The sequence below is a fragment of the Streptomyces sp. NPDC020884 genome (genome assembly GCF_044333935.1).
Lineage (GTDB): Bacteria > Actinomycetota > Actinomycetes > Streptomycetales > Streptomycetaceae > Streptomyces.
Map to the genome: position 1 here is coordinate 157,382 of NZ_JBIRRY010000010.1, position 23,039 is coordinate 180,420.

Annotated in this window: 29 protein-coding genes and 1 pseudogene; 12 read left to right on the forward strand and 18 right to left on the reverse strand. The window is 68.5% G+C overall.

Going from position 1 to position 23,039, the window contains the following annotated elements:
• Positions 1 to 141: 141 nt before the first annotated feature.
• From ACH4UK_RS28455 to ACH4UK_RS28465, 3 genes are all read right to left on the reverse strand, one after another.
• Positions 142 to 2,271 carry a hypothetical protein gene (locus tag ACH4UK_RS28455; protein WP_398360817.1) on the reverse strand — a complete coding sequence of 710 codons (2,130 nt, stop codon included), beginning with the start codon at positions 2,269 to 2,271 and terminating at the stop codon, positions 142 to 144.
• A 139-nt stretch (positions 2,272 to 2,410) separates the two neighbouring features.
• Complete coding sequence (locus tag ACH4UK_RS28460; RefSeq protein ID WP_398360819.1) at positions 2,411 to 2,836, reverse strand: hypothetical protein; 426 nt, start codon at positions 2,834 to 2,836, stop codon at positions 2,411 to 2,413.
• A 49-nt stretch (positions 2,837 to 2,885) separates the two neighbouring features.
• Positions 2,886 to 3,008: a hypothetical protein gene (locus ACH4UK_RS28465; protein WP_398360821.1), complete on the reverse strand. Its 123-nt coding sequence runs from the start codon at positions 3,006 to 3,008 to the stop codon at positions 2,886 to 2,888.
• Positions 3,009 to 3,469: 461 nt separating this feature from the next.
• Between ACH4UK_RS28465 and ACH4UK_RS28470 the strand changes: the two genes are divergently transcribed.
• From ACH4UK_RS28470 to ACH4UK_RS28500, 7 genes are all read left to right on the forward strand, one after another.
• Entirely contained in the window at positions 3,470 to 3,658 is a 189-nt protein-coding gene (locus tag ACH4UK_RS28470; RefSeq protein ID WP_331759325.1) for a hypothetical protein, read from the forward strand.
• Positions 3,655 to 4,059 carry a DUF6221 family protein gene (locus tag ACH4UK_RS28475; RefSeq protein WP_398360823.1) on the forward strand — a complete coding sequence of 135 codons (405 nt, stop codon included), beginning with the start codon at positions 3,655 to 3,657 and terminating at the stop codon, positions 4,057 to 4,059. The genes ACH4UK_RS28470 and ACH4UK_RS28475 overlap by 4 nt, the downstream gene beginning before the upstream one ends.
• Positions 4,056 to 4,910 carry a hypothetical protein gene (locus ACH4UK_RS28480; RefSeq protein ID WP_398360825.1) on the forward strand — a complete coding sequence of 285 codons (855 nt, stop codon included), beginning with the start codon at positions 4,056 to 4,058 and terminating at the stop codon, positions 4,908 to 4,910. Before ACH4UK_RS28475 ends, ACH4UK_RS28480 begins: the two co-directional genes overlap by 4 nt.
• A 67-nt stretch (positions 4,911 to 4,977) precedes the next feature.
• Positions 4,978 to 5,190, forward strand: coding sequence for a hypothetical protein (locus ACH4UK_RS28485; protein WP_398360827.1), 213 nt, complete (start codon positions 4,978 to 4,980; stop codon positions 5,188 to 5,190).
• Positions 5,187 to 5,375, forward strand: coding sequence for a hypothetical protein (locus tag ACH4UK_RS28490; RefSeq protein ID WP_398360829.1), 189 nt, complete (start codon positions 5,187 to 5,189; stop codon positions 5,373 to 5,375). Before ACH4UK_RS28485 ends, ACH4UK_RS28490 begins: the two co-directional genes overlap by 4 nt.
• 5 nt (positions 5,376 to 5,380) lie before the next feature.
• On the forward strand, positions 5,381 to 6,655 hold the full coding sequence (locus ACH4UK_RS28495) for an integrase (protein WP_398360831.1): 1,275 nt from the start codon (positions 5,381 to 5,383) through the stop codon (positions 6,653 to 6,655).
• Positions 6,656 to 6,713: 58 nt separating this feature from the next.
• A complete protein-coding gene (locus ACH4UK_RS28500; protein ID WP_398360833.1) occupies positions 6,714 to 6,953 on the forward strand; it encodes a hypothetical protein in 240 nt (79 codons plus the stop codon).
• A gap of 199 nt (positions 6,954 to 7,152) precedes the next feature.
• Here the strand turns inward: ACH4UK_RS28500 and ACH4UK_RS28505 are convergent, their stop codons facing one another.
• The 9 genes and pseudogenes from ACH4UK_RS28505 to ACH4UK_RS28545 form a co-directional block, all read right to left on the reverse strand.
• Positions 7,153 to 7,368: a hypothetical protein gene (locus ACH4UK_RS28505; RefSeq protein WP_398360835.1), complete on the reverse strand. Its 216-nt coding sequence runs from the start codon at positions 7,366 to 7,368 to the stop codon at positions 7,153 to 7,155.
• Positions 7,369 to 7,476: 108 nt separating this feature from the next.
• Complete coding sequence (locus ACH4UK_RS28510; RefSeq protein WP_398360836.1) at positions 7,477 to 8,214, reverse strand: pentapeptide repeat-containing protein; 738 nt, start codon at positions 8,212 to 8,214, stop codon at positions 7,477 to 7,479.
• A 395-nt stretch (positions 8,215 to 8,609) separates the two neighbouring features.
• Positions 8,610 to 8,894: a Tn3 family transposase gene (locus tag ACH4UK_RS28515; RefSeq protein ID WP_398361214.1), complete on the reverse strand. Its 285-nt coding sequence runs from the start codon at positions 8,892 to 8,894 to the stop codon at positions 8,610 to 8,612.
• Positions 8,887 to 9,792 (reverse strand): annotated as a pseudogene (locus tag ACH4UK_RS28520) (DUF4158 domain-containing protein); the annotation flags it as partial. The pseudogene ACH4UK_RS28520 and the gene ACH4UK_RS28515, both read right to left, overlap by 8 nt.
• Before the next feature lie 213 nt (positions 9,793 to 10,005).
• Positions 10,006 to 10,335 carry a hypothetical protein gene (locus tag ACH4UK_RS28525; protein ID WP_398360838.1) on the reverse strand — a complete coding sequence of 110 codons (330 nt, stop codon included), beginning with the start codon at positions 10,333 to 10,335 and terminating at the stop codon, positions 10,006 to 10,008.
• Positions 10,336 to 10,465: 130 nt separating this feature from the next.
• Positions 10,466 to 11,296, reverse strand: coding sequence for an SDR family oxidoreductase (locus tag ACH4UK_RS28530; protein WP_398360840.1), 831 nt, complete (start codon positions 11,294 to 11,296; stop codon positions 10,466 to 10,468).
• Positions 11,297 to 11,487: 191 nt separating this feature from the next.
• The gene (locus ACH4UK_RS28535) at positions 11,488 to 12,627 is read right to left on the reverse strand and encodes a methyltransferase domain-containing protein (protein ID WP_398360842.1); all 1,140 of its coding nucleotides are present in this window, start codon (positions 12,625 to 12,627) and stop codon (positions 11,488 to 11,490) included.
• A 463-nt stretch (positions 12,628 to 13,090) separates the two neighbouring features.
• Positions 13,091 to 14,101: an NAD(P)H-dependent glycerol-3-phosphate dehydrogenase gene (locus ACH4UK_RS28540; protein WP_398360845.1), complete on the reverse strand. Its 1,011-nt coding sequence runs from the start codon at positions 14,099 to 14,101 to the stop codon at positions 13,091 to 13,093.
• Between the two features lie 247 nt (positions 14,102 to 14,348).
• Positions 14,349 to 14,672, reverse strand: coding sequence for a hypothetical protein (locus ACH4UK_RS28545; RefSeq protein WP_398360846.1), 324 nt, complete (start codon positions 14,670 to 14,672; stop codon positions 14,349 to 14,351).
• 443 nt (positions 14,673 to 15,115) lie between these two features.
• On the opposite strand from ACH4UK_RS28545, the gene ACH4UK_RS28550 reads away from it, so the two are divergent.
• Both ACH4UK_RS28550 and ACH4UK_RS28555 read left to right on the forward strand, forming a co-directional pair.
• On the forward strand, positions 15,116 to 15,655 hold the full coding sequence (locus ACH4UK_RS28550) for a winged helix-turn-helix domain-containing protein (protein ID WP_358361248.1): 540 nt from the start codon (positions 15,116 to 15,118) through the stop codon (positions 15,653 to 15,655).
• Positions 15,580 to 16,179 carry a transposase gene (locus ACH4UK_RS28555; protein ID WP_386200909.1) on the forward strand — a complete coding sequence of 200 codons (600 nt, stop codon included), beginning with the start codon at positions 15,580 to 15,582 and terminating at the stop codon, positions 16,177 to 16,179. The genes ACH4UK_RS28550 and ACH4UK_RS28555 overlap by 76 nt, the downstream gene beginning before the upstream one ends.
• Positions 16,180 to 16,182: 3 nt before the next feature.
• Here ACH4UK_RS28555 and ACH4UK_RS28560 read toward each other — a convergent pair whose 3' ends face one another.
• From ACH4UK_RS28560 to ACH4UK_RS28575, 4 genes are all read right to left on the reverse strand, one after another.
• Positions 16,183 to 16,677, reverse strand: a complete 495-nt coding sequence (locus ACH4UK_RS28560; protein WP_358361250.1) for a hypothetical protein — start codon at positions 16,675 to 16,677, stop codon at positions 16,183 to 16,185.
• Between the two features lie 84 nt (positions 16,678 to 16,761).
• Positions 16,762 to 17,451, reverse strand: coding sequence for a TetR family transcriptional regulator (locus ACH4UK_RS28565; RefSeq protein ID WP_398360848.1), 690 nt, complete (start codon positions 17,449 to 17,451; stop codon positions 16,762 to 16,764).
• A 1,209-nt stretch (positions 17,452 to 18,660) separates the two neighbouring features.
• Complete coding sequence (locus ACH4UK_RS28570) at positions 18,661 to 19,272, reverse strand: hypothetical protein (RefSeq protein ID WP_398360850.1); 612 nt, start codon at positions 19,270 to 19,272, stop codon at positions 18,661 to 18,663.
• Positions 19,273 to 19,380: 108 nt separating this feature from the next.
• Positions 19,381 to 19,782 (reverse strand): DUF6221 family protein, encoded by a 402-nt coding sequence (locus ACH4UK_RS28575; RefSeq protein ID WP_398360852.1) that lies wholly within the window; start codon positions 19,780 to 19,782, stop codon positions 19,381 to 19,383.
• A gap of 841 nt (positions 19,783 to 20,623) precedes the next feature.
• Between ACH4UK_RS28575 and ACH4UK_RS28580 the strand changes: the two genes are divergently transcribed.
• Positions 20,624 to 20,905, forward strand: a complete 282-nt coding sequence (locus tag ACH4UK_RS28580; RefSeq protein WP_331759273.1) for an HU family DNA-binding protein — start codon at positions 20,624 to 20,626, stop codon at positions 20,903 to 20,905.
• 76 nt (positions 20,906 to 20,981) lie between these two features.
• Here the strand turns inward: ACH4UK_RS28580 and ACH4UK_RS28585 are convergent, their stop codons facing one another.
• Positions 20,982 to 21,182 (reverse strand): helix-turn-helix domain-containing protein, encoded by a 201-nt coding sequence (locus ACH4UK_RS28585; RefSeq protein ID WP_331759271.1) that lies wholly within the window; start codon positions 21,180 to 21,182, stop codon positions 20,982 to 20,984.
• A 294-nt stretch (positions 21,183 to 21,476) separates the two neighbouring features.
• On the opposite strand from ACH4UK_RS28585, the gene ACH4UK_RS28590 reads away from it, so the two are divergent.
• Positions 21,477 to 21,863, forward strand: coding sequence for a hypothetical protein (locus ACH4UK_RS28590; RefSeq protein WP_398360854.1), 387 nt, complete (start codon positions 21,477 to 21,479; stop codon positions 21,861 to 21,863).
• 150 nt (positions 21,864 to 22,013) lie between these two features.
• On the forward strand, positions 22,014 to 22,736 hold the full coding sequence (locus ACH4UK_RS28595; RefSeq protein WP_398360856.1) for a hypothetical protein: 723 nt from the start codon (positions 22,014 to 22,016) through the stop codon (positions 22,734 to 22,736).
• A gap of 121 nt (positions 22,737 to 22,857) precedes the next feature.
• On the opposite strand, the gene ACH4UK_RS28600 is transcribed toward ACH4UK_RS28595, so the two are convergent.
• Positions 22,858 to 23,022: a hypothetical protein gene (locus tag ACH4UK_RS28600; RefSeq protein WP_398360858.1), complete on the reverse strand. Its 165-nt coding sequence runs from the start codon at positions 23,020 to 23,022 to the stop codon at positions 22,858 to 22,860.
• Between the last annotated feature and the right edge of the window lie 17 nt (positions 23,023 to 23,039).

Below are 23,039 nucleotides of genomic sequence, written 5' to 3' on the forward strand. Positions count from 1 at the left end.
AGGCGTACGGCGGCGAGACACAGGGCGGCAGACCGCCTGTATGCAGCCCGGCAGTCTGAGCCTGCCGGACAGCGTGAGTGCCCTCCACCGCAGACCCCTCCCGGTGGAGAACCCTTGGCAGACGTCCCGCACACCTGGGTGTCACGAGCCGTCCGGCGGAGCGACGAGACTCTCCCGGACGTCTTGGATGGCGTCGTACAGCTGCTGCGCCGGTCCGCTGCTGGGGGAGCCGAGGTCCTCGCGGGCCACGTCCAGGAGCACCGTCAGGTGTTGTCCGCGGATCTGCCCGGTGGCCGAGCGCCGGGCCTGGACGATCGCTTGGTGCAGCTCCCGGCGGTACGCGCCGGGCTGCAGTTGGGCGAGCCGGCCGCGCCGGAGGTCGATCCGTCCGGCCGCACCGTAGAGGTTGAGGCGTTGCCAGGCCGGGATTCGCCGGAAGGCATCGTCGTCCAGCTCTGGAAGCGGCACCCAGGCGGCTTCGGCGTCGGTCACGGCGCGCACGGCGGCCTCCCGATCGGGGTACGACGGACCGCGGCCGAGGGCGCGTCGTCGGTGCTCGGCGCTCCACCGGACGGTGTCGCTCTTGCGCCGCCGGACCGGGGATACGGCGGCGACGTCAACGCCATCAACGAGAAGCCGAAAGCCCCCGGCGTAGTGCGGGTCGGGCTCAAGCCGCCACGCGCGGCCGTCACTCGTACCCAGGTCGACGGGGCCATCAGCCTTCTCTGTCTCCTGCTTCTCGTCAGTTCGCAGGCACTGCAGTGCATCCATGAGGCGCTGGGCGTCCTTGCTGCGCCCCAGAGCCTTCACGTCTAGTCCGGCCAGCTGCTGCAGATCGTCCTCGGCGGGGAACCGCAGGGCGGTGCTGAGGGCGGCGTCCCGGACTGCGGCGGGCAGCTTGGCCCACCGCGGCGCACTCGCGGTGGCCAGTGGGATCACCGCAGCGACCAGAGTCGTGCGGGTGTCGTCGTCCAGAGCCGTGAACGTTCGCGCGACCGCTGCCTGCACGGCGGGGGAGGGGGTGCGGCGTACGCAGTCGCGGATCAGCGCGGCGGCGGCCTTGTCCCGGCCGGTGAAGTGCTTGGCACCTGAAGGCTTCACGGGCATCAGGTTGGCGGTGCGGGCGGACCAGCCCACCCGGGAGGTGCCGTAGCCGGAGTGCTCCGGTTGGACGGAGCCGGACCGCTCTCCGTCGCGCAGCAGGTACCAGCAGCTGTCCGTCTCGTCGTCGTAGCGCACCAGGGCCCAGCTGGAGCCGGCGTGGCGACCGAGGTCGACGATGGACAGAGGGCGCCCCCGGCCGCCGTCCGCCTCTTCCGGCCCGGCACCGTCCGCCGTTTCACCGGCCTGCACGCCGGTGGCGGACGTGCCGTCCTCCCCGGGGTCCTGCGGACCGTCCGTCGCCGTGCTCGGACGCAGGGCCGCGGCGAGCTCTTCGCGCAGGGCGGCCAGTTCCCGGCGGTACTCCGTGTGCACCTGGTCGAGCCGCGCGGTCAGCGCACTGTTCTTCGACTTCAGCTCGCCTTGGTGGCCCTGCAGTTCCTGCAGTCTGCTGGTGAGACCGGTGTTCTCGGTCTGGGCTGCGGCGAGGGCGGACAGGTTCTCCTCGTGCCGCCGCTGCAGCTGCGTCAGAGCCTCGCTCTGTTCGCTCACCCGCACGCGCAGCGAGTCCGCTTCGCCTTGGAGCCGCCCGTGCGCGCCCACCAATTCCTCGTGCTCGGCCGTGAGCTCCGCTTGCGCACCGGTCAGCGCCTCGTGCTGCTCCGCCAGCTGCCGACGGGAGGTCTTCTCTTCCTCGTGCGCCGCGCGTAGCGCCTGGTGCTCGGCGTCCAGCGTGGCGAGCGCGGCGACCGCCTCGGAGGCACGCGCGTCCGCCGCGGCCGCTTCTCCCAGCGCGCAGGCCGCTTCAAGGACTGCGGCTGCTTCCTCGGCGCGCGCCTCCGAGGCGGTCGCCGCGCTCTGCTCCGCCTGCTCGACGGCCTCTTCTCGGGCCTGCTCCGCCTCCTGCACCTGTTGTTCGGCCGTGGTGGTGACGTCCTGGATGTGGGCCGCGACCGCAGCGGTGTCCGCGCCGGCCTGCTGACCCTGATGCACAGTCTCCAGAGCCGTCAGGACCCGGGGCAGCAGCGAGGCGAGGACCTGCTCCTCCCGTACGGCTCGGGCGACCGCCGTCTGGACCGGCACCGGCGTGGGTCGGGCCGCCCGCTCCTTCTCCAGCGCCTTGCGCCGCCGGTAGGTCCGTTGACGGTCGCGCGGGTTGTTGTGCTGCACGCAGAACTTCGTGGGCGAGCCCGACTTGCCTTCGGTACGCGGTGCCCGGGGGTAGGTGCAGTCGAGGAAGTCGCAGTCTGCACCTCCGAACCCGGCTTCCAGAAGTTTCCTCGCAAGCCACTCGTCTGCGGCCGCCGCCTTACCGGGCCGAATGGTCTTCGCGCTCATCTGGTCCTACCAGGGGGTGCTCGGAAAGCAGAGTGTCCAGGGCCTGGGCTGCGGCCTGGGGGAGTTGCGGGCGGTAGAGCTCAGCCCATGCCCGGACCCCATCGAGCGCCTGCGCGGCGTCGTCGGGCCATGCGGCCAGGACCTGGCAAGCCCGCTTGATCGCCAGGTCTGCGTAGGCGGCAGGCACCTCATTGGCGATGACGTCGCTGATGCGCTGAGCAAGCGTCCCTACGGTGCCCGGGACCTCCTCAGCCTCCAGGCGGTCGGCCTCCTCGCGTAGCGCGGCGGCCTTCTCCCCGAACAACCGCTCATCGTCGGTTCGGGGACCGGCGATGAGCGGAGAGATTCGGTCCTCCAGTTCGTCGGCTCTGGCTCGAAGCTCAGCGGGGGTGGGCATACAGCGCCTCATTCCGGTGTGGGGGTCAACATCGGTCAGTGCAAGGGCATCAGGCGAAGTGCCGGGCGAGGAGGACCGCGCCCACCAGCGCGGGTCCGAAGATCCCCGCCAGGTTGACCAGGTCCATCAGCGGTCCGTCCCCGCAGCCACGCCATCGCTGCCGTCGTCGCACCGGTTCTTCCCCGCTCTCGTCGGTCCGCGCGTGTTCTCGGTGCCCGGAGATCTCTGGGTCGTTCCGCAGGCTAGAGCATGGATCTTGAACAAGCAATTCAACTCAAACATGATGTTCTTTGAGTCGCGATGAGATGAAGCGTAACTGCCTCTGATCAGTGCAGAAGTCCTGTACGCGTATCTGAGACGTGATGTGTATTCCCGGCCCCCTTGCATCGGTAAGGGTGTACCTCTGCTCAGATCGGCGCCCGCACCCTTGGAACCCTCCGGGCACCCCTCCGGGGCTGCCCCTTTCGTTGGAAATCTGGACCGTCTCGTGTCGACCGTGCGCCGGGTCCTGATTCCGGATACGCTCCCCTTAGCCGGAATCAGACTGGGCGCGGCCTTCAACAACCCGCGCCAGCAGGCAACCGGCGACTGCATGGACTTCTGTGAGAGGCCCTGAGAGGACCGGGGGAGAAGATGAGCGAGGAGATCCGGCCGCAGCGCACGCTGCCCGCGCACGTGCACGACGCCGGCCGGGCACTGCTGGCCGCCGAGGCCGCGCGGCGCGGCCTGAGCGTCGCCGCCCTCGTCGACGAGCTGCTGCGCACCTCCCGCCGCCACTACGTCACCGAGACCGGCCTCGACCGGCAGAGCGACGCCGCATGAGCGCCACGGCCATGGACTGGTGCGAGTTCCTATGGACCCGCATCCACGAGGACCGCCACGCCGCCGAGGGCGCCGGGCAGGCCCCCGACGGCACCCCGCGCACCTGGGAGCTGACCGAGGCGGGCACCGAGACCTTCGGCGTGCGCGCAGGAGAGCACCTCCCGGCCACCGTCACCACCGGCCACGGCCCCTGGGCCGACCACGTCGTCGCCCAGCACGTCGTCCGCACCCAGCCCCGCCAGGCGCTGGCCGACCTCGACGCCCTGGCCCAGCTGGTGGACCTGCTGGCGCACTGCCATAACCACGACCTCACCGTCACCGGCGAAGTCCACACCGTCGTCACCCAGTTCGCCGAACGCTGGCGCGAGCACCCCGACCACCCCGCGCGGAGCGCGCGATGACACGCCCCTCCCGGCAGCGACCTGCACCCGAGCCGCCGGTCACCGCTGCCCGCCCCACCGCGGCGGACCGGCCGGAGACGACCATGCGGCCCGTCCGCGTCCACGGCGGCCGCACCGACCACACCGCCCGCGAAGAACGCCCCGGCCGATGGCGGATGCTGTGCGGCGCCCTGCCCGTGCACCCGGACGACTTCACCCGCACCCTGTGCGGCATCCCCTGCACCGGCTGCGCCCGCGCGCTGGCCGACACCGCCGACCCGGCCGGGGCCGCCCTGCGCTCCCACAGCTCAGCCGTCCAGCACCGGGAAGACACCGGGCAGCCGCCGCTGCCCCGCAGCGAGCCCCGGCCGCCGGGCGTTCCCGGCCCGGCACAGCGCGAACTGACCGACAGCCTGCAGCTGTACCGCCGGCTCGCCCTCGACCCTTCCTGGCGCCACCCGACCTTCGCCGACCTAGTCCTGGAGCACGGCCGGTGGTACCCGCCCGCTCCCTGGCCCGCCGAGCAGGAGTGGACGCACACGCCGGGCCGTTGCTTCGAGGCGGCGCACACCTGGGCCGACCGCGCGGGCTGGACCTACGTGGAGGGCTACGCCCTGGTCCCCGGCACCTGGCCGGTCGCCGCCATCGAGCACGCCTGGTGCCTCACCGACACTGGAGCGGTCGCCGACCCCGCGCTGCCCGACGGCTTCGCCACCGCCTACTGCGGCGTGCCGCTCACCGACGCCTTCCGCCGGGCCCGGCCGGACGGCCGCGACGCGGTCCTCACGGTCGGCAGCAACCTGACGCTCGGGCCCAACACCGCGGTGCTGCGCACCGGCCTGCCGCCCCATGCCCTGGCCGGACCACCCTGACCCCAGCCTGACCCCCGCCTGGCCGCCATCCCCGCCGTACGAACCGCCCGCGAGCAGGAGCACAACCATGAACCAGGACACCCAGCGCACCCCGGCCGGCCCGGGCCAGGGGCAGCAGACCCTGTTCGCCCCGGCCACCCGCACGACGCTGACCTGCCGCGGTGAGGACGGCGGGCCCCTCACCGACGACGACTTCGCCGCGCTCGAACTCCTCCTCGCCGCCTACCGGGTGGCCGGGTCTCGAACTTCCGGCGCGGCGACGACGGGGGAGGCGCGGTGAACGACGTACGCCTCTCCGACCGCCGCAGCATGCCGGGTCCCGCGCCGCGCGTCGTGGTGTTCAGCGACGAGGCCGCGGCCGTGGCCCGCACCGCCGCGATTCCCGCCTGGGTGCGCGCGACACGCTCGCCCCTGGAGACCCCGACCTGGCAGGCACCGCCCGCCCCGACCGGCGAGGAGTACTGACCGCGATGTCGTCGACCGAGCTCGTCCCCACCGCGCCCGCCCGCCCCGTAATCCGCCGTGCCCGCGCCGAAGCCGACGTGCACCTGCCCGGCGGCGGCCGCATCACCGCCTCCGCCGCCCGGCGCCTGCGCGAGGCGGTGCCGCGCAACTCGCGCAGCGCCCGCGACTCGCGCTGGAGCGCCTACCAGGACTGGTGCGACACCTACGGCTGGGACACCGCCGAGCCCAACGCAGTGCTGTGCTTCCTCGACGACCTCGCCGACCGTGGTCACCCCGCCACCACCCTGGACGCTCACTTCGGCACCCTGCGGATGCTGCGCTCCATGCAGCGCACCCCGCTGGACAAGGTCGAGATCAAGAGCTGCCTCGCCATCGTCTCCCAGCGCCGCGGCGAAGAGGCCGACGACCCGCTGGTCGAGCCCGGCCCGCTCCAGGCCGACGGCGTCGACCTGAACGAACTGCGCCTGATGGCGCGCAAGCTGGACCGCACCACCGTGCGCGGCAAGCGCGACGCGGCCGTCCTGCTGCTGGACTGGTGGATGGCAGGCCGCGCCTCCGAGCCCGCCCGCCTCAATCTCCACGACGTCACGTTCACCACCGTCAAGGTCACCGACCCCGCCACCGGTAAGAAGACCCAGCGCCCGGCCCTGATCGTCAAGATCCGCCGAAGCAAGGCCGACCAGGCCGCGCGCGGCCAGGAGGTCCGCATCCTGGCCCCCGACGAGAGCGAGCTGTGCCCGCTATTCGCGCTGCGCGAGTGGCTGGACGTGCTGGCCGACGACGGACAGCTCAGCCCGGGGCCGCTGCTGCGCCGCATCGACAAGCACGGCAACATCGGCGCCAAGGCCGCCGGCCGCCACACCAAGGACGAGAAGCGGCGCGGCGGCATCACCGCCGACACCGTCAACGACATCGTGAAGGCCGCCGCCCGCGCCGCGAAGCTCACCCCCACCCCCAGCTCGGAGGAACGGGCAGCCGAGGCACTGGCCGCGCGGGAGGCAAAGGAGGCGGCCGAGCAGGCGGCTACCGCCGAGGAGTCCAACGCCATCATGAAGGCCTGGCGCACCACGCGGCGCGCGGCCCGCGCCGCGATCCGCCGGATCACCGGCCACTCCATGCGCCGCGGTTGCATCCAGGCCATGCTCGACGCCGGGAATCCGGCCGAAGTCGTCGCCGTGCACTCCCGGCACTCGCCGCGCTCCACCGCGTTCGACGCCTACCGCAAGAAGAAGCTGTCGTGGAGCGAGAACCCGACCGGCGCCCTCGGGTTGACCGCGTAGCAGCACACCGCGCGGGGCCGACTCCAGAGGCGGGACAGCCTGTCCCTACAGTGGCCGAGTGGACCCTTTTGTCTTCGCTGAGCAGGGCATCAGCAGCGTACGTGTGGACCTGACCGACATCGGCGCTCCGGCCGCGCTGCTTCAGATAGCCGGTGAACAGCCGGTCCTATACCTCAGTCCGCACCAAACTGCGGACGAGGCTCTGAAGCAGGCATGGGCGACGATGCGAGGCACCGGCATGCCCCGCGCGGACGTCGAGCTGCTGGTGTCGTTCCACTGGCCGACTGAGACCACCTAGCCGTCTGGGCCTATCCCCGGTGCGCCGCGGTGAGTCACCGGACGCCCTGGTGCGCTGGCTGGCCGTGCGGAATGGTCCGCTCATGCGCGACGAGGCTGACGCACCGGAACGACCTGCTGCGGATGTTCGGCCGCGAGGGCCACCCGACCCGGCCCTGTTCTCGTATAGCTACCGCCAGGTGGTGTGTAGCGCTGAGTAACTACTTGGGGCTGCGGTCGCGCTGATGGAGTGCGGCGAAGTCGGCGTGCGCGGCCTGGACGGCCTCGGGGTACACCTGGGTCTTCTCGTGTTCGGCGAGGGCCCGGTAGAGGCTGGGGTTCTGCCCCTTGCGGCGGCCGGTGGGGATGATCAGGTCCGGCTGGATGGTCTCGACGGTCTCGCCGCCTTGGCGGCGGCGGAGCACGGTGTGCAGCATGTCGTCGGTGATGACCGGGGGGCCGGCCTCCGTGGTTGCCTTTGCGGGAGCGATGTTCCGCCCAGGTTGTGTTGCTCCGCGATCTCGTCGAGCCCCCGGTGCAGGCATCTACTCGTCTTTCACGGTGAGGCCGAGGACCTGGGCCAGTGCTGGTGCCATGTCCAGGAGCTGATAGGTGCTGATCGTTGCGCCCTTCAAGGCTTCGAGCCCGGAAGCGATGCTCAGCCCGGCAGCTTCTCGCAGGTCGACCTTCGTCATCTTGGCGTTGTCGAAGTGCGCTCGATCCAGGGTCGAGCCGGGGAAGGTGATGTTGGTGAGCACGGCTCCGCCGAAGTCGACGTCGCGCAGGAGGCAGTCCACGAACGCGACGTTCCTCAGCTTGGCCAGGCGGGCGTTCACCGAGTCGAACTTGCAGTTGTAGAAAGTGACGCGGTTCATGTGGGAGCCGGAGAGTTCCGTGCCGGCGAGGACCACCTCGTTACATTCGCTGTCCATCCAGGTGGTCTCTGCGAGGTCGGTCCCCACCATGCGCACGGTATGCAGCCAGATGTCATCGAACTGGGAGCGCCGGTAGCGGCCACGCGTGAAAGTTGTCGCGGAGAACGCGGACTCGGTGAATCCAGAGCTGCCGCCATCCACGTCCTCGAAATCGCAGCCGTCGAAGTGGAGCCACTCGTAGGTGCCCTCTCTTTCCATTTCCCCGGTGAACGGAGTAAGGCGGTGCGCGTACGGAAGCTTGGCGAGTTCGCGGGGAGATCGGGCTCGCATCAGGTTCTCCAGGAGGTAGGGGCCGAACGGCCCGGGCGGGGGACTCGCCCCGGGCGCCATCAGCATGGTTGAGGGCAAGAAGGGAGCTCCCTGTCTATCGCGGCTCGCAGGACTTTGCTCAATCGCCGAGATCCGGAAATCTGCTGCCTGAATAGGCGGCGTCATGTGGAAGATGGGCAGGCATAAGGGAAATATGCCGCATAGTGCATCTAGGGTGAGCGCCTGGACCTGAAAGCAGGGATCGCCCTGTGTGTCCCCGGAGCCTTTAGCGGTGGCCAACTACCCCTGCTCAGGTGGCTGTTCGGCCCATTCCTGCGGGAGTGGGTGAGCGCCACTCGTCCCGTGCGGTGAGTTCCGTGAAATTCATTTTGCGCTCGGCTGGCTCATCGCCCGCTCTCGCGAATTGGCTGACGTCCGTTCTGGACGAACCTCGCGCGGGGCTCGTTCCCGACTGAAGCCCGCCGGAGGCGCTGTCATGCCTTGGCTGGCGTTGCTTCCCACCGTGCACCACGGGGACCGGGAACTGTTGCCGGAGCCGTGAGGTCCAGGTCGAGGCGGCTGTTCATGTCCAGCTCGAACCGCCCGTAGGGATTCACATGGGTCCAGAACAGAGGGGAGAGCGCCCGGCGGTCCGCATCGGTGAGCTTGTCCGCCCATTTCGGATCGGCCAGGACCTCCTGCACCAGCAGCGTGTTGACGTGGACCAGAGCGGACGTCCAGACCTCGATCAGGTCTTCCGGCTCCCAGTCCTGCCGCACCCGTGGCCTTGGCCTCCAGGTGCCGCATCACCGCGGTCAGCATCGCAGTGCGCTTCGGCTCACTCGCCCGCTCCAGGCTCGTCGCCTTCGATCCCAGGCCGTAGCGGGCCAGCGCGGCGAGCCGGTTCGGCGGCAGCTTGTCCAGTTTCACCCGCCCCAGCCGGTACACGGCGATCTCGTCCACCCGCTCCAGCGCCCGCTTCATCGCCGTACCGGTGGTCTTCGTCGGCGGCCGGCGGAAGGTCTCCAGATACGAGTACCTCCTGCCCTCCGGCGTCTCCAGCAGCGCCACCAGATCCGCGGGCAGCGACCGGTCCGCCCGCGAGGCCGCCCTGGCGACCGTGGTGTGCAGGCGCTTGTCCGCGATCTCGCGGACCTCGGACACCTGCCGCGCCAGCACCGACACCCCGGGCAGCAGCACCCGGTGCTTACGCAGCCAGCCCACCGCATAGTCGAACAGGGCCTTCGGCCCCTCCGAATGCGCGGTCCACGCCCGCCCGTGCAGGAAAGTGCGGAACTTCCGCCCCCACTCCGGGTCGTCGTACTCGTGGTACTCGTACGCGTCCCGGATCTCCCACGCGTGCTCGTACGCGGTCTTCGGACGCTCGGTGTACCGCTTCACGACCGACGCGTCCTCGATGCCGAGCTGCTCGGCCAGGTGCTCCAGCACCGGCCACGGCACACTCAGCGGATCGTCGGGGAGGAACCTGCCGATGTAGCGCACCGTGCACATCTGTAGCGCGAAGCCCAGTTGGTGGTACTGCGTACGCCGCAGCGCGATCAGATCGCGGTCCACGTCGTCCAGGAAGAAGAAGCGCTCCAGCTCCGGGCGCGTCGGCTCCTCGACGAACTTCCCGTACGCCTCGGCCTGGTCATCCGTCAGAAATTCCACCGGCATGCGGCGGAGCCAACCACCCGCCGGTACAGAACGTGGATCTTTGGCCGAAGGGCCCCAGGAAGCAGACCACCCGTGCTAGAAGTTCACCGCTCACTGCTCAAGATCGTTCTCAGCGCCAACCGCTGTACCGATGTTCCCCAAGCCCGTAGAGCCCCGTGGGTTCAGAGAAACTGAAGCTTGTTCAGTTGGAACTCGCGGGTCGGTCCGTGTGCATCAGGTGGGGAAGTCCGTGGGTTCGGCGGGCTCGGTGAGCACGATGGCCAGGCCGCGGTTGACGGCGAAGCGGATGCCCCGTCCCCAGCCCCGTGCCTCGGCGAGCTGGTAGGCGAGGTACTTCGCCCAGGCCAGCCGGTAGGCGCCGTACACCCAGCCGAGCACCGTGGCGCCCTCGGTGCAGAGATACGCGAAGACCGGGTCGCGGTCGTCACCTGCGAGGCGAACGGCATCGTTCGGCGCCGCGACCAACTCCCACTGTTTCTCTTCACCGATCATGTTCGCGGCGGCGAGGTCAAGGGCAGCGATTGGACGCACATCAAAGGTCATCGGCTCAGAGTACGAGCGTCAGCAGTTGCGCGTTGACCGAGGACAGGTGCGGGGCGGAGCGCGGCGGCTGTCGTGTAGAGGCCAGGTCGCTTGTCCGTCGAAGCTGTCGATCTCTCGCCTTCCGTCATCATCAGGCCTTGCCGAGGAACTCTTGGGCGCCTCGGAGTCTGGTGTTCAGCCGGCGCTGCGTCTCGTGGCTGTCGAGGCGCACGTCCAGAGCTCCGAGGAGGCGCGTGTCAGCCCGGCGGCTGGCAGGCAGCAGGGAGGGGTCGATCCCGTCGCGCCGGGCGATGAGCAGGCCTAACTCATAGCGGCTGAGAGCGTCTGGTCCGGCGAGGTGGAAGACGCCGGCCGCGTCGGACACCGCGAGTTCCCAGAGGGCGGCCGCCAGGTCGGTGACGTGCACGGGGCAGCGGATGTCATCCGTGAACAAGGCTCCAGCCCGTGTCCCGGCGGCCAGTTCGTGCACCATTCGTTCGTGGGCGGACCGACGGTCAGTACCGATGATCAGCGAGGTGCGGGCAACGGCCGCGGCAGGGTGAAGCAGGCGCACAGCAGTCTCGGCGGCGGCCTTCGCGGCACCGTAGGGAGTCACCGGGTCGGGAAGGGCCGTCTCGTTGTAGCGGGTGCGGCGCATTCCGGAGAAGACGGCGTTGCTGGAGACGTGGACAAGGCGGATGCCCCGTCGCGCCGTCGTCTGGGAGAGGCGGACGGGACCGTCGGCGGTGACTGCCCAGTCGGCTTCCCCGCTGGAGGTGTTGATCACCATGCTGGGATGCACAGTGTCGATGATCTCGTCGAGACGACGGGGATCACGCAGGTCCAGGCGATGCCACGAGGCACCTGAGATGCTTCCCGGGCGGGAGTTGAACGTCGCGGCCGTGATGCAACTTGCACGTAACGCCTGGTTCACCAGCTCGGTCCCGAGGAGCCCGCTGCCTCCGATGATCAGCACCGTCATGTCGGAACACGGTAATGGAATCGCACGTCGCCCGCGGTGGAACGGAGAGGGAGCCCGGCGCCGGTCATACCTGGTGGGCCGTCAGTGCAGGTCAAAGAGCCGCAGCTTCCCGCCGATCGGCGAGGTTACAGAGTGCTACCGACCACCTGGTGGCAGCAATCAGCGATACGAGCGGGCACCGGAGGCCACGATCATCTCGCGTTGATGGTGGCCGACCACCCGCTGCGCTCGAATCGGCAGGTGCCATCCGGGTCGATCCGTACCGCGGCTCCGGAGATGGGCAGATCCCCGTCCATGACGAGCCAGGTGCGAATGCGGTCCAGTTCGTCCCACAGGCGGCGGGGGCCGCCTTGGTGGACGGTGGGAAGGTCCCGCGCTCCCGGTGCGGCGGCGCGGGCCCAGGAGCCGTCCTCGTGCAGCATGTAGGCGGTGCGGGTGCCGTCCTCGGCTGTCTCCATGCGGTGCTTGATGCCGGGAACGGTGAGTTCGAGGGTGGAGCGCACGTCCCAGGTGCTGTTCACCCGCATCACCGGGTAGCGGCCGGTGGTGACGCTGTCGCCCTCGGCGGTCCGCGCGGTATTCCACAGGGCGGTGTCGTCGCGGGCGGGCGGGTCGTAGTCGTCACCGTGGCGGGTGTTCATAAACCCCGCCGGCTCGGGTGCGACCTTGCCGAGGGCGCCTCCGTCGGCGGTCTTGTCCGCGACGATGACAAGGCCCGTCTGGGACAGGGTGGTCACCATCCGGCCGCCGGTGGGCAGCGCCTTGAGCCAGGACGCGGGGACGGCCGGTACCGAGACGGTGGAGACGATGCGGTCGAAGGTGCCGGGCAGCTCGCCTGTCACGTCGCAGACCTCCAGCTGCGGCCGGTGCCCGGTCTCGGCCAGACGGTCTCGCGCCGCCTCGATCAGATACGGGTCCACGTCGATGCTCGTGACCTGCTGGTCCCCGAGGCGCTGGCACGCCAGAGCGGTGCCGTACCCGCTGCCGCAGGTCACCAGGACCCGGGAGTCGTCGGTGATGAAGGCGTGCTGGTAGAGCTTGACGACGAGCCTGGGCAGGGTGGACGAGGATGTCGGCCGCGTCTCCGGGACCACAGCATCTGGCGTTGCGTGGTCGGCGTGGTGCGGACCGGCCCGGGTAATCACGCTGAGATTGTCGTCGTAGGCGGTTTCCATCCACTTCCCGTGGTCGCCGGCACCGTTGCGCAGCTCGTAGACCCACGTGCCGTCCTGCTCGCCCGGCGCCCACCACCGGGGCACGAACGGGTGCCGGGGGGTGGCGGCCAGAGGCCGGTGCCAGCGGGACTCAGGGCGCACGATCGCGTCAGCCATCCTGGCGGCACAGTCTTGCCAGGCAGGGGACATGCGGTCCATGAACACGGCTCCTTCGGAGGAGAGCGGGGCGGGGGCGGGGGCGGGGGCCGGTGTCAGGCGTGAAACCCATCGGACCCTGGACTACGCGGGCCTACGCAGGACTACATCCTTCCCTCTCCCCGAGGTCCGCGCCCGGCGCTTGACTGAACATCGTCCGCCTCGAACTCGGGTCTTCCAACAGGATGTTGGTCACGGGCGGCTCCGGTTCTCGGCAGTGCGCAGTCGTCCAGTCCCGGAGCCCTTCACCCGAGGGGCGGAGTGGGCCGCTCGTGTCGGCGCGGGCGGCCCACTGTCCCTGCTGCTGCCAACGCGTGCACGGCCAGGACAGCACGGATGGGGGCATGGCGAGGGACCTTCGTGTCCGGAGGGTGAAGGTGAAGTGTGGTGGGCCCCGTGTCGGGGTCGGGGCGCCCGCAGGGGGTTAGCGCTCGGGCTTGGGGGGCCGCTGCATCAGCGCGGCCGCGGCCTGGTCGAGGGTGACCTTCTCGTGCAGCAGGGCGGAGATCACTTCGGTGATCGGCATCTCGACGTCGTAGGCGTGGGCCAGCGCGAGGATGGCCTCCGCACTCTTGACGCCCTCGGTGGTCTGCCGGGTGGCGGCTGTCGTTTGCTCGACGCTCAGGCCCTGGCCGAGGTGGGTGCCGAAGGTGCGGTTGCGCGAGAGAGGGGACGAGCACGTGGCGACGAGGTCGCCCAGGCCGGCGAGTCCGGACAGGGTGGCGGGGTGGGCGCCCATGGCGGTCGCGAGGCGGGTGGTCTCCGCCAGGCCGCGCGTGATGAGCATGGCCTGCGCGTTGTGGCCCATGCCCATGCCGGAGGCGATGCCGACGGCGAGGGCGATAACGTTCTTCACCGCGCCGCCGAGCTCGCAGCCGGTCACGTCGGTGGACGTGTAGGGCCGGAAGTACGGGGTGTGGCACGCCTTTTGGATGCGGTGGGCTGCGTCCTCGTCGGGGCAGGCGATGGTGGCGGCGGCGGGCTGGCCGTCCATGATCTCGCGGGCCAGGTTCGGGCCGGAGAGCACGGCGACCCGGCAGGCGGGGATGCCGGTCACCTCGGTGATGACCTGGCTCGCCCGCAGCCCGGAGCCGATCTCGATGCCCTTCATCAGCGACAAGATGACGGTGCCCGGGCCGATGTGCGGGGCCCAGGCGGCAAGGCCTACCCGCAGGGACTGCGCGGGGATCGACAGCACCAGGAAGTTTGCGCCGTCCAGCGCGGCGGCCGGGTCCGTGGTGGCCGTCAGGGCCTGGGGCAGTTCGATGTCCGGGAAGTACCCGGGGTTGCGGTGGGTGGTGTTGATCGCGTCGGCGATCTCAGCGCGCCGGGCGTGCATGGTCACGCTGGTGCCGGCGTCGGCCATGATCTTGCCCACGGCGGTGCCCCAGGATCCGGCCGAGAACACGGCCGCACAGACATGGTGCTGGTTCACTGCGTGGTCCTCTCGCCGGGCGCGGGCGCAGGCCTGTCGCCGGTCTGGAGGGCGGACCGGGCCATCCTATCGACCGATTCCGCTTCTACCGGGCGACGCAGCGGCCGGGAGGACCGCAGCGTCAGCAGGACAGCCCGCCGGCCGCGTAGGCCGGGCAATTTGTGCTGTGCTTCGCGGAGCATGCTCTCGGCAGGGACCTCGCCCAGCTCGCGCCGCAGCTGATCGGCGTCGGCGATCCAAAGCAAGCCTAGGTACAGGAGGGGGTGGCGCAGTCAGGGGTTCGTTCGTGATCGACGTCCCAGTGCACGCGGTAGAAGTGCTGGGCGGCGCGGCGGATGAACCGGTTGAGGTCTGGGCTGTTTCGTGTCGGGTCGACATCCAGGAGGTAGCCAGGTGCGGCGTCGGCGTGGGGGCCAGCGATGGTGAGGGCGTACAGGGCCCCTGGATTGCTGATGCGCCGGTCGATGACTCCCAGGTCGAGACCGCGGTCACGTACGGCACCGACAAGCCAGTCGACGAAGTGGGTGGCTTGGGCGCGCTGTGTTTCGTCGTCGAGGTCCAGGTAAGTCACAAGACGTCTCCGCTCGAAAAGGGGAAGGCCGGGGCCGAGGTTGACGACCGGCCGACACCTCCGCTTCGGCGGAGAAGAGGGAACCTCTTGCTATGGAGAGGTCCCTCGGCGGTACACGCTAGCACTTCCAGGGGAGCTCACTTCGATCGTCTCTCTCATCGAGCCATAAATCCTGCCCTTCGCCACCCAGCCAGGCGAGCCCTGCCAGGGTAGCGAGAACCATGTGCTTGGCCTCGCTCGGCGGAGCCTCGTCATCGGGCCGCGTTTGCGGCGGCGGTCGCAGACTTCACCGCAGCGGGACGCCTAGCCAACCGGGCGCCCCGCGAGATTCACGGTGGTGCAGCGCGCTGTACCGATGCCTCCAACGACGCTACTGAACTTGATCGGGTGATGTCGGGCTGTTCGCCGGACAGCGTGAAGGTGACCTCGGTAGTCCTCGTTCGGTGAGATATCCGCAGGGCGGCGGCTTGACCGACGTCGAGAGAGACGCGCGGGAGCGGGTCCGGCGCCAGGCCGTGACGTGCTTCGAGACTGGCGGGAAGACCCGAGAGATCGCTGCCATGCTGCGGGTCTCGGAACGGTCCGTGGAACGTTGGCGACGCCAGTGGCGCGAGGGCGGCTACGCCGGCGTGGCCTCCAAGGGGTCACCTGGTCGACCCCGACTATCTGACGCGCAGATGGCCAGGTTGGAGCGGGAGTTGGAGCGCGGTCCGCTGGCACACGGGTGGGCCGACCAGCGGTGGACGCTGGCCCGCGTGAAGACGGTGATCGGCAGGCTGTTCCACGTCTCGTACACCGTGGAGGGCACGTGGCGACTGCTGCGGCGCTATGGCTGGTCCTGGCAGCAGCCGACCCGGCGTGCGATCGAGCGTGACGACGACGCGGTGGAGTTGTGGAAACGAGAGGTGTGGCCGCGGGTAAGAGCACCGCGGCGGCGAACGGCGGTTGGGTGGTCTTCGAAGACGAGGCCGGCCAGTCGATGACGCCGCCGCGTGCCAGGACCTGGGGCCGCAGGGGCAGCACTCCGGTCGTCCGCGTGCGCGGGCGGGGATCGGGTCGAGTCTCCATGGCGGGAATGACCTGCTACAAGCCGGGTGAGCGATCTCGTTTGTTCTACGCGATCCGTGAGTACCGGGGCCGCAAGAACGAACCGAAGGGCTTCGGCTGGAAGGACTACCGCGACCTCGTCATCCGCGCCCACACGCAGCTCGGCGGCCCGATCGTGCTGGTGTGGGACAACCTGCGCATGCACCTGGTCGCGCCGCTGAGGGAGTTCTTCGAGTCGAACGCCTCATGGCTCACTGTGTTTCAGCTGCCGGTTTACGCCCCGGACCTCAACCCGCAGGAGGGCATCTGGTCCCTGGTCAAACGCGACATCGGCAACCTGGCCGCCGCCGACCTTGGCCAGGTCACCCGCGCTGTGAAGCGCAAGCTCAAGATGCTGCAGTACAGGCCGGAGGTGATCGACGGATGCCTGGCCGGCACCGGCCTGACCCTGTCGGCGTGATCATCAAAAGATGCCGAAGAAGCGATGCCACCAGCTGGGCCGCTGAACGTGCCAGGGCAGTCGGCTCGGCCCGTCGTAGTCGCTCTCCAGCAGTTCCTCGGCAACCACGACATAGCCAAGCTCGACAAGCGCCCGGTTGACCTTGGCAAGGTCCGCGGCGTCCAGTTCGCCCTCGGTCTGAGCGTCATCCGTTCCAAAGAAGGCGCCCGGATTGTCGGCGCAGACCAGAGCCAGCGAGCCGAACTTGCTCACACAGACGACGATCCGAGTACCGCATACGGTCGCGTCCCCGGGCACGGCAACGCGTCCGTACTCGCTGGAGTCCTGGGTGTCCTGCTCGGCCGTGCAGCGGGCCGCGAAGTCCTCTTCGAGTCGGGCTACCAGAACACCGAAGTGCATCGCGGCCTCGCCACGGTCGTAGTGCTGCGGACGCTCCAACCACCCCGGATCGTCGAGCTTGCGCAGCAACGCCAGCAGATCGGCTTCGCTCTCGGTCATGCGCTCATCTTGGCGCAGTAGCCATCCGCGGAGCAGCTCGGGGCACCACCACACTCACCGTTCCCCGACATCACCCATTCAAGTTCAGTAGTTGGCGGACCGCGTGCCGCCTGAGGAGACGAGGAGAATGGGCGTCCCCCCGTCGTGCTCTTCGGAGCCGGTCGATTCTGGTGGCAGCTGCCCAAGATCGAGGGCAGGTATCACGGCCGGTATAGCGATGGACGGCAAGAGATGACGCCACAGACTTCCGATCCGTTCCATCGCGCAGCAATTAGTAGCTCGCCCCGACGGTGCATAGCGAGGAAGCCCTGCGAGCATCGTGGTGATCAGCTCTGCGGTCTCGGCTGCGTCGACGTGCGAGAGCAGCTCTCCGGCGTGGGCGGCATCGGCCAGCATCCCTGCGATCGCCCGGTGGAGCCGCTCGTGCCAAATGCCGCCCTCAAATTCAGGTTCGCCAGCAAGCCTCAGGGCACCGCGGAGGATCGGATCCGTACGCGGCGGGGCGGCGTAGCTGTTTACGAGTGCGATAAGCGCTTGGAGACGTACAGGACCGGCCAGGGCCGTGAGGGTGTCCGCGTTCTGGAGCCGGGAAAGGACTCCAATGGCCATCGCTTCCTTACTTGCGAAGTGGAAGTACAAAGCGCCCTTCGTCACACGGGCCCGGACCATGATCTCGCTCACTGCGCTACCGTGATATCCGCGCTCGGCGAAGACCTCACCCGCGGCCCGCAACACACGCTGCCGCGTTACCAGAGCTCTATCCTGCTTGGCCACTGCCTGTTCCTGTCATGTGATCGGGTAGGGGGCGAAGTCCAATACCGCTGGAGCGTGAACAACCGTCGCCACACCTAAGAGATACGCCTTCCTATGCCGGGTGTGATGACGAGGACTTAGGGGGAGGGTATCGGCCGAGTCTGACAGCCGACCGACGCGGCGAATTCACCGAAGATGCCGCGAGGAAGATGCAACGCTTCCGCCTCGGCGTCCAGAAGATCCACAGGAAGGGAATATGCAGTCCCTCATGATCGATAGTGCTGAGGTGCCAGCTATTCGACCCTGCCGTTACGACGGGGGCGGCTTCCCGCGAAAGGGGTGAACCAGTGGGTGGGCGCCACGCGCCACAGCCGTGGCAATCCGTCGCCGGCCGGGTCACCGGCGGCTCTGAAAACTTGATCGACACGGCCCCAGCCGTCCTGAGGATGGGCAGGCAGTTCGTCGAAGGCGAGACCGCTGCTGAGCAGTCGCTCCGCGTATCTGCGGGCACGGCCCAGCTCCAGGTCCAAAGCCACCTGCTCAGCTACACACCGAGGTCCGGGCACTCCTCCGACGGCGATGTCGTCCACCAGACAGTAGGCGCGGTGGACGAGGTCGCGACGCCAGGAGTGCCCCTGCGTCCAGGTGGCGCGGGGCAGGCCGACGAAGAGTCCACAGCTGCCGGCCCGGATAGCCTCCGTCAGAACGGTGTCCTGCAGCAGGGGTTCGCTGGTGGCCTCGGGGCGGACGTGGCTGGCGAAGCCGTAGGACGATGAGGTCGTTTGTGATCGGGCCCACCATGATCGCCGCTGATCACTGCGATGAAGATGCCTCGTCGACCGGGATGCGGGGTAGTGCCCGCAAGACCCTGGCCAGGTCTTGGGGCTCCGCGCGGAGCGCAACGATGACATAGACGGTGGCGATGCCGATGGCGCCCACCAAGGCCGCATAGGCGAGGACAAGATGCGGGTCGCGAAGGCCTACCCGAGGGGAGTGACCGGATCGGGGAAGATCACCCTCCCGTTTCAGCTCCTCGGCGGAGGCTGCCGCGACACGATCCTGATGGGTGTCCGCGCCCGCACGTGGACGCGGACGCGGATGAGAGGAGAGAAGGCGGGGGTCACTACCCGCCGCCTTATGCGTAGTCATCTGCACATCATGACGGAGCGGACCAGATCGCCTCACGGCCTCAACGAAACTGCATCAGATCGAGCTGCTCTCCGGAAGAGTTCACGGTCGTGGTACGCACCGACCGTAGGCGGCGGCTACCTCCCGCAGCTGGCCGGATCCGTCGTCCCCATTCGGGTGGCGCTCCCACCACGCCCGCAACTGCGCTGCCCGCGCCGGGTCCTCCCGGGCGATTCCCGCCCGCTCCAGCCAACGCAGCTTCGCTTCCTCAAGCTCCTCAAGGGCCGACTGCCCCGGCCGCGATCTCAGCTGCGCCCGCAACGCGAACTCGATCTCTTCCTCCCGCTGGTCAGGCAGACCAGCCTCGCCGAGTCGGGAGACCCACGGCACCGAAACCACGCGGACACCTGCGGCCTCGACGGTCAGAACCGCGTCCCAGAGTGCGCCCGCTGGATCACCGGCAGCGGACATCGTCACGTGCACCCCGCCCCCGGGTGCATGCGGCCACCGAAGGGACGGCAGCCACTGCCAGCGCAGGTCACCTGTCTTCTCCCAGCCGCCGACCGAAGCATCGTCCGGCGCCCCGAGGAACAACGCCTCCGCCTCAAAACTCCGACCGCTCTCCACGATGCACGGTTCGTCGGGCACTGCTAGATCGAACAGGCTCCCCTGACCCTCATCAGGCGCGCCGCCGCGCCCCTCGTCCGTATACATGCCGTAATCCTAGAGTTCAACGTTGCTCCGACGGCGCGTGAGCAGCCGCAGAACGGCCTCGGGTCTGGCGGCTTGACGGCTGCTCAGGGCGTGGCGGCGTGACGTGGATCAGCTCCTGGCGCGCAAAGCCGTGATTCGGTCGAGCAGCGGCACCGGTGAGACCGACTCGAGCCGCCACTGAGGGAGGAAGTGCGGATGATCAGCCCACTCCTGCACCAGAATCTGGACCGCCCGGTAGTCGCCTTCCTCAAGCACGCGGCACTTCCTGTCAATGTCGGCGATGGTCGCCGCAGGGGAGTACCTCCGGAGATAGCGCACGTCGTAGATCAGGCGCACGTTGCCGTCGACCTGTAGTCGCGTCCACGGGACTGATAGGTGATTCACCCTCTCTTCGGGGGTCAAGTGCACCCCGTGTCCGGCCGCTTCTGCTGTGTTCCAGTCCTCCTCCAACCGGCGGGCGGCAAAGGCGAGCATGAGGCGCGCCTGTTCCTGAGAGGGCAACTGCGGCATCGGACATCTCCTTCATGAGGTCTGCTCTCTGCACGGATCAGTCTGAGGGACGCCACCGACATCGCGGTGCAAAGGGACGCCGGGGAGGACGGTCCGAACGTCACGCACCGTCTGTGGGCACACGTCCTCGGCGGCAGCTTAAAACGGGGTGACGAGTTGTTGGTATGCGGCGTCCAGCGCGTCAGGTCTTCTGTTTCCTGTCTTGCGCTTCGGAGTTCCACACCGTTCCCCGGTACGTGTGGGCTGGATAACCCTCAGTGCACCTCTTGAGGTGGGCTTCGTAGGTGCTGGCTTGACACTTGCAAGTCACGAACATTCCCTTCGTTCTGGGTTGCCAGATGGGTGTGGGTGGGGAAGCAGACATCTGCGGCGAGACCCATGATCTTGATCTGCAAGCGGGGCCGCTCAGTGCTGTACGACCGCAGACGTGCGGACCTTGTCACAAAAGATCGGCGATCGGGCAGTGAGCGCGAATGCTCGCGTGCGGCGGGCCTGCCGTACTTGTCTTCGGTAGCCCCGCCCGCTTATTGACGTCGCCTGCGGGCTTCTCACGCTAACCCTTCCGGTCACCGCTATCCGCAGCCGAGGGTGTTCAAGGCCAGAGTTCGTCTTGTTCATCGTGGCCTACTCCCGGCCTACACCGGCGTCTCCACGCCTTGCTACTGCCGGAGCACGTTCGGCGGGGCCGGGGCGGCGCACCCGCATCCATAGTCCCTGCGATCCAGGCTCCGAGGTGTGCCATCCACAGGGAGATGACCTAGCTGTCACTGGTGCGTGGAAGGATGTGAAGCCTGGCCGAGGCGTACTTGCCAGCTAGGACGAACAGAGACTGGAGTGCATCATGAATCGCACGGAGCTGGTGGCCGCCCTGGCCGACCGCGCGGAGGTGAGCCGAAAGGACGCCGATGCCGTGCTGGCCGCGCTCGCCGAGACCGTCGGTGAGATTGTCGCCAAGGGCGACGAGAAGGTCACCATCCCCGGCTTCCTGTCTTTCGAGCGCACCCACCGCGCGGCTCGAACGGCTCGGAACCCGCAGACCGGCGATCCGATTAACATCCCCGCCGGCTACAGCGTGAAGGTCTCCGCGGGCTCGAAACTCAAGGAAGCCGCCAAGGGAAAGTAGTCGTTCGACCGAAGGTATCGGGGCCTTGCACCGCTCAACGGTGCAAGGCCCCGAACATTCACTGCCATGTTTCGCATCAGTTGGGTCGCGGTCGCCGCGCTCCGCCGCGCGGGCGCATCGTCACTTCTGCTTCCTTCAGCAGCGTGTTGACGAAGCCGTAGGAACGGCCGTGTTGCTCGGTGAGCGCACGGATGGTCGCCCCTTCGTCGTACTGCGTCTTGAGGTCACTACTGAGCTTCGCTCGTGCCTCGCCGGTGATGCGCTTCTTCCTTGCCATTGCTGTCCTTCTCGTTCGTGGAGTCGTGCCCTTCAGCATCGCTATGGAGAGTGCGAAAGCGGAGGGATGGCGAATACTCCTCTGCGCATCGGACACCCCCGACCTCGTAGCCCTCAAAGACTCCTTGCGCAGCGCGGCCCCGCTCTCGCTGGCTCGTGAGTGCAACTGATCAGAGCTCTCCGTCGGCACGACGTTCATAGCCGAGGGGCTCAACTGCCTGGTACCCGGACACCCTCGGTTAGCAGTTCCTGGTGCTTGCCGAGGGTGTCCGGCGGGACCGGCAGCATGCGCACCATGACTTTCACTTGGACGGTGCCGCCGTGGCTGCGCCACGAGGACTGCACTCACATGGCGACGACAATTACGGCTCTGGAGGGGGAGCTGGCTGTTCACACCGAAAGCGTCCGCGGCGATGACGCGACAGAGGCCCTCGCGGACCTGCTGATGGGCCCCGATGGGGAGGGCGGCACAGTGTTGCGCCCGCACGTCGTCGCCGTCGTAGTACGGCGAGGCATCGACGTGATGTGGATGTTCGAGCCTCCGATCCGGCTCGCCGTCTCCGAGAACAACCAAATGCAGCTTTCGGTCGCTGCTGATCAGACCGAAGTGACAGTCTTCACTGCGGAGGAGATCCGGGAGTTCGCAGCCAGGCTGCACCTCGTCTACGGGCCCACGCCGTAGTGGGCGAGGGCGCGGTGAGCTGGCCGTTGGCGACCGGTATAGCGAACTCCCAGAACAGGGGTTGCGGTCTGGAGCCTGGACTGTCCGGGGGACGGCAAGCCGTCAGCTGGTGAATCGGGGCTGCCAGGTGGCCAATTCGCCCCCTCACGGATGCTGTCGATCCGTTCGATCGTTACCCCGCATCGGGGCAAGCCGGACAAGTGGCCGGAAGCGCGTGAGTACCATCATCGCCATACCAACCTCACAGCATTGAGAGTCGAGGACCACATGACCGGAAACAATCCCGCGAGCGTCACGGATGACTATGCCCAGCGGGTCAATGCGGACTTGGCGGCGGTGCAGAGCGAGCAAGAGCGCGTACGCGCCGAGATCACACGCCTCCAGGGTGAGCTCGGCGGACTGGAGAAGAGTGAAGCGGTGCTGACGCAGATGAAGGAGGTGCTGTCCGGCGCACCCACGGCGTCGGCGGGAGAGGTGAAGAACCGGGCAGCGGCCGCGGTTCCTGCGGCGCGTTCCAATCGAGACGCCTCCTCGGGCGCGTCAGGTAGGGCCGGCAGGGGAGGTAGGGGAAAGAAGGGCGGACCAAAGGCAGGCGGCGGCAAGCGGACCTCGGCCAGCGGCCCGACATGGGCCGGGCGAGTCTCCGCCTACCTCGACGGCCAAGGTGAACCCAAGTCCGCTGCCGAAGTTGCAGAGGCACTGTCCCAGACTCTGCCGGACCGCGAAGCGCCCTCCGCCATTGTGCGCAACGCCCTGGAACAGGGAGTCGCACAGGGACGCATCGAGCGCACCAAGCAAGGGCGCTCCGTCTACTACACCGCCGTCAAGACCCCTGCCGTCCCGAAGGACGCGCAGACCGCGTCTTCGTCCTAACCAGCCGCCGGCCGGGCCACCGGCACGGCGAGGGCGCAGCCTCGTCCATGCCGCGGCTGCGCCCTCGTCGCCGGAAAATGGAGCACCTCACCCATCAGCTTGTGGTGCTGAGCACGATTGTCTACGGATGCGGCAGCGTCTCGAGGATCCGCGTCAACAAGGTAGCCATGTCGCTTGCGGCCTCACGTTCGGAGTCACCGGTGCTCCCCTCATCCTCAGCGCATTCCCACTGCGCAAGCACATCTTCGATCTCGGGCCTGAGGCCGATAACAGCTCCGAACGCCATGGTCTCTCCTCGCAGGT

What these genes read in the sequence shown, in the direction of transcription:
- ACH4UK_RS28460 (WP_398360819.1), bottom strand. Translation starts at nt 2,836, where the DNA reads ATGCCCACCCCCGCTGAGCTTCGAGCCAGAGCCGACGAACTGGAGGAC.
- ACH4UK_RS28470 (WP_331759325.1), top strand. Translation starts at nt 3,470, where the DNA reads ATGAGCGAGGAGATCCGGCCGCAGCGCACGCTGCCCGCGCACGTGCAC.
- ACH4UK_RS28475 (WP_398360823.1), top strand. Translation starts at nt 3,655, where the DNA reads ATGAGCGCCACGGCCATGGACTGGTGCGAGTTCCTATGGACCCGCATC.
- ACH4UK_RS28480 (WP_398360825.1), top strand. Translation starts at nt 4,056, where the DNA reads ATGACACGCCCCTCCCGGCAGCGACCTGCACCCGAGCCGCCGGTCACC.
- ACH4UK_RS28485 (WP_398360827.1), top strand. Translation starts at nt 4,978, where the DNA reads ATGAACCAGGACACCCAGCGCACCCCGGCCGGCCCGGGCCAGGGGCAG.
- ACH4UK_RS28495 (WP_398360831.1), top strand. Translation starts at nt 5,381, where the DNA reads ATGTCGTCGACCGAGCTCGTCCCCACCGCGCCCGCCCGCCCCGTAATC.
- ACH4UK_RS28505 (WP_398360835.1), bottom strand. Translation starts at nt 7,368, where the DNA reads ATGCTGCACACCGTGCTCCGCCGCCGCCAAGGCGGCGAGACCGTCGAG.
- ACH4UK_RS28525 (WP_398360838.1), bottom strand. Translation starts at nt 10,335, where the DNA reads ATGACCTTTGATGTGCGTCCAATCGCTGCCCTTGACCTCGCCGCCGCG.
- ACH4UK_RS28530 (WP_398360840.1), bottom strand. Translation starts at nt 11,296, where the DNA reads ATGACGGTGCTGATCATCGGAGGCAGCGGGCTCCTCGGGACCGAGCTG.
- ACH4UK_RS28535 (WP_398360842.1), bottom strand. Translation starts at nt 12,627, where the DNA reads ATGGCTGACGCGATCGTGCGCCCTGAGTCCCGCTGGCACCGGCCTCTG.
- ACH4UK_RS28560 (WP_358361250.1), bottom strand. Translation starts at nt 16,677, where the DNA reads ATGACCGAGAGCGAAGCCGATCTGCTGGCGTTGCTGCGCAAGCTCGAC.
- ACH4UK_RS28570 (WP_398360850.1), bottom strand. Translation starts at nt 19,272, where the DNA reads ATGTATACGGACGAGGGGCGCGGCGGCGCGCCTGATGAGGGTCAGGGG.
- ACH4UK_RS28575 (WP_398360852.1), bottom strand. Translation starts at nt 19,782, where the DNA reads ATGCCGCAGTTGCCCTCTCAGGAACAGGCGCGCCTCATGCTCGCCTTT.
- ACH4UK_RS28580 (WP_331759273.1), top strand. Translation starts at nt 20,624, where the DNA reads ATGAATCGCACGGAGCTGGTGGCCGCCCTGGCCGACCGCGCGGAGGTG.
- ACH4UK_RS28585 (WP_331759271.1), bottom strand. Translation starts at nt 21,182, where the DNA reads ATGGCAAGGAAGAAGCGCATCACCGGCGAGGCACGAGCGAAGCTCAGT.
- ACH4UK_RS28590 (WP_398360854.1), top strand. Translation starts at nt 21,477, where the DNA reads ATGACTTTCACTTGGACGGTGCCGCCGTGGCTGCGCCACGAGGACTGC.
- ACH4UK_RS28595 (WP_398360856.1), top strand. Translation starts at nt 22,014, where the DNA reads ATGCTGTCGATCCGTTCGATCGTTACCCCGCATCGGGGCAAGCCGGAC.
- ACH4UK_RS28600 (WP_398360858.1), bottom strand. Translation starts at nt 23,022, where the DNA reads ATGGCGTTCGGAGCTGTTATCGGCCTCAGGCCCGAGATCGAAGATGTG.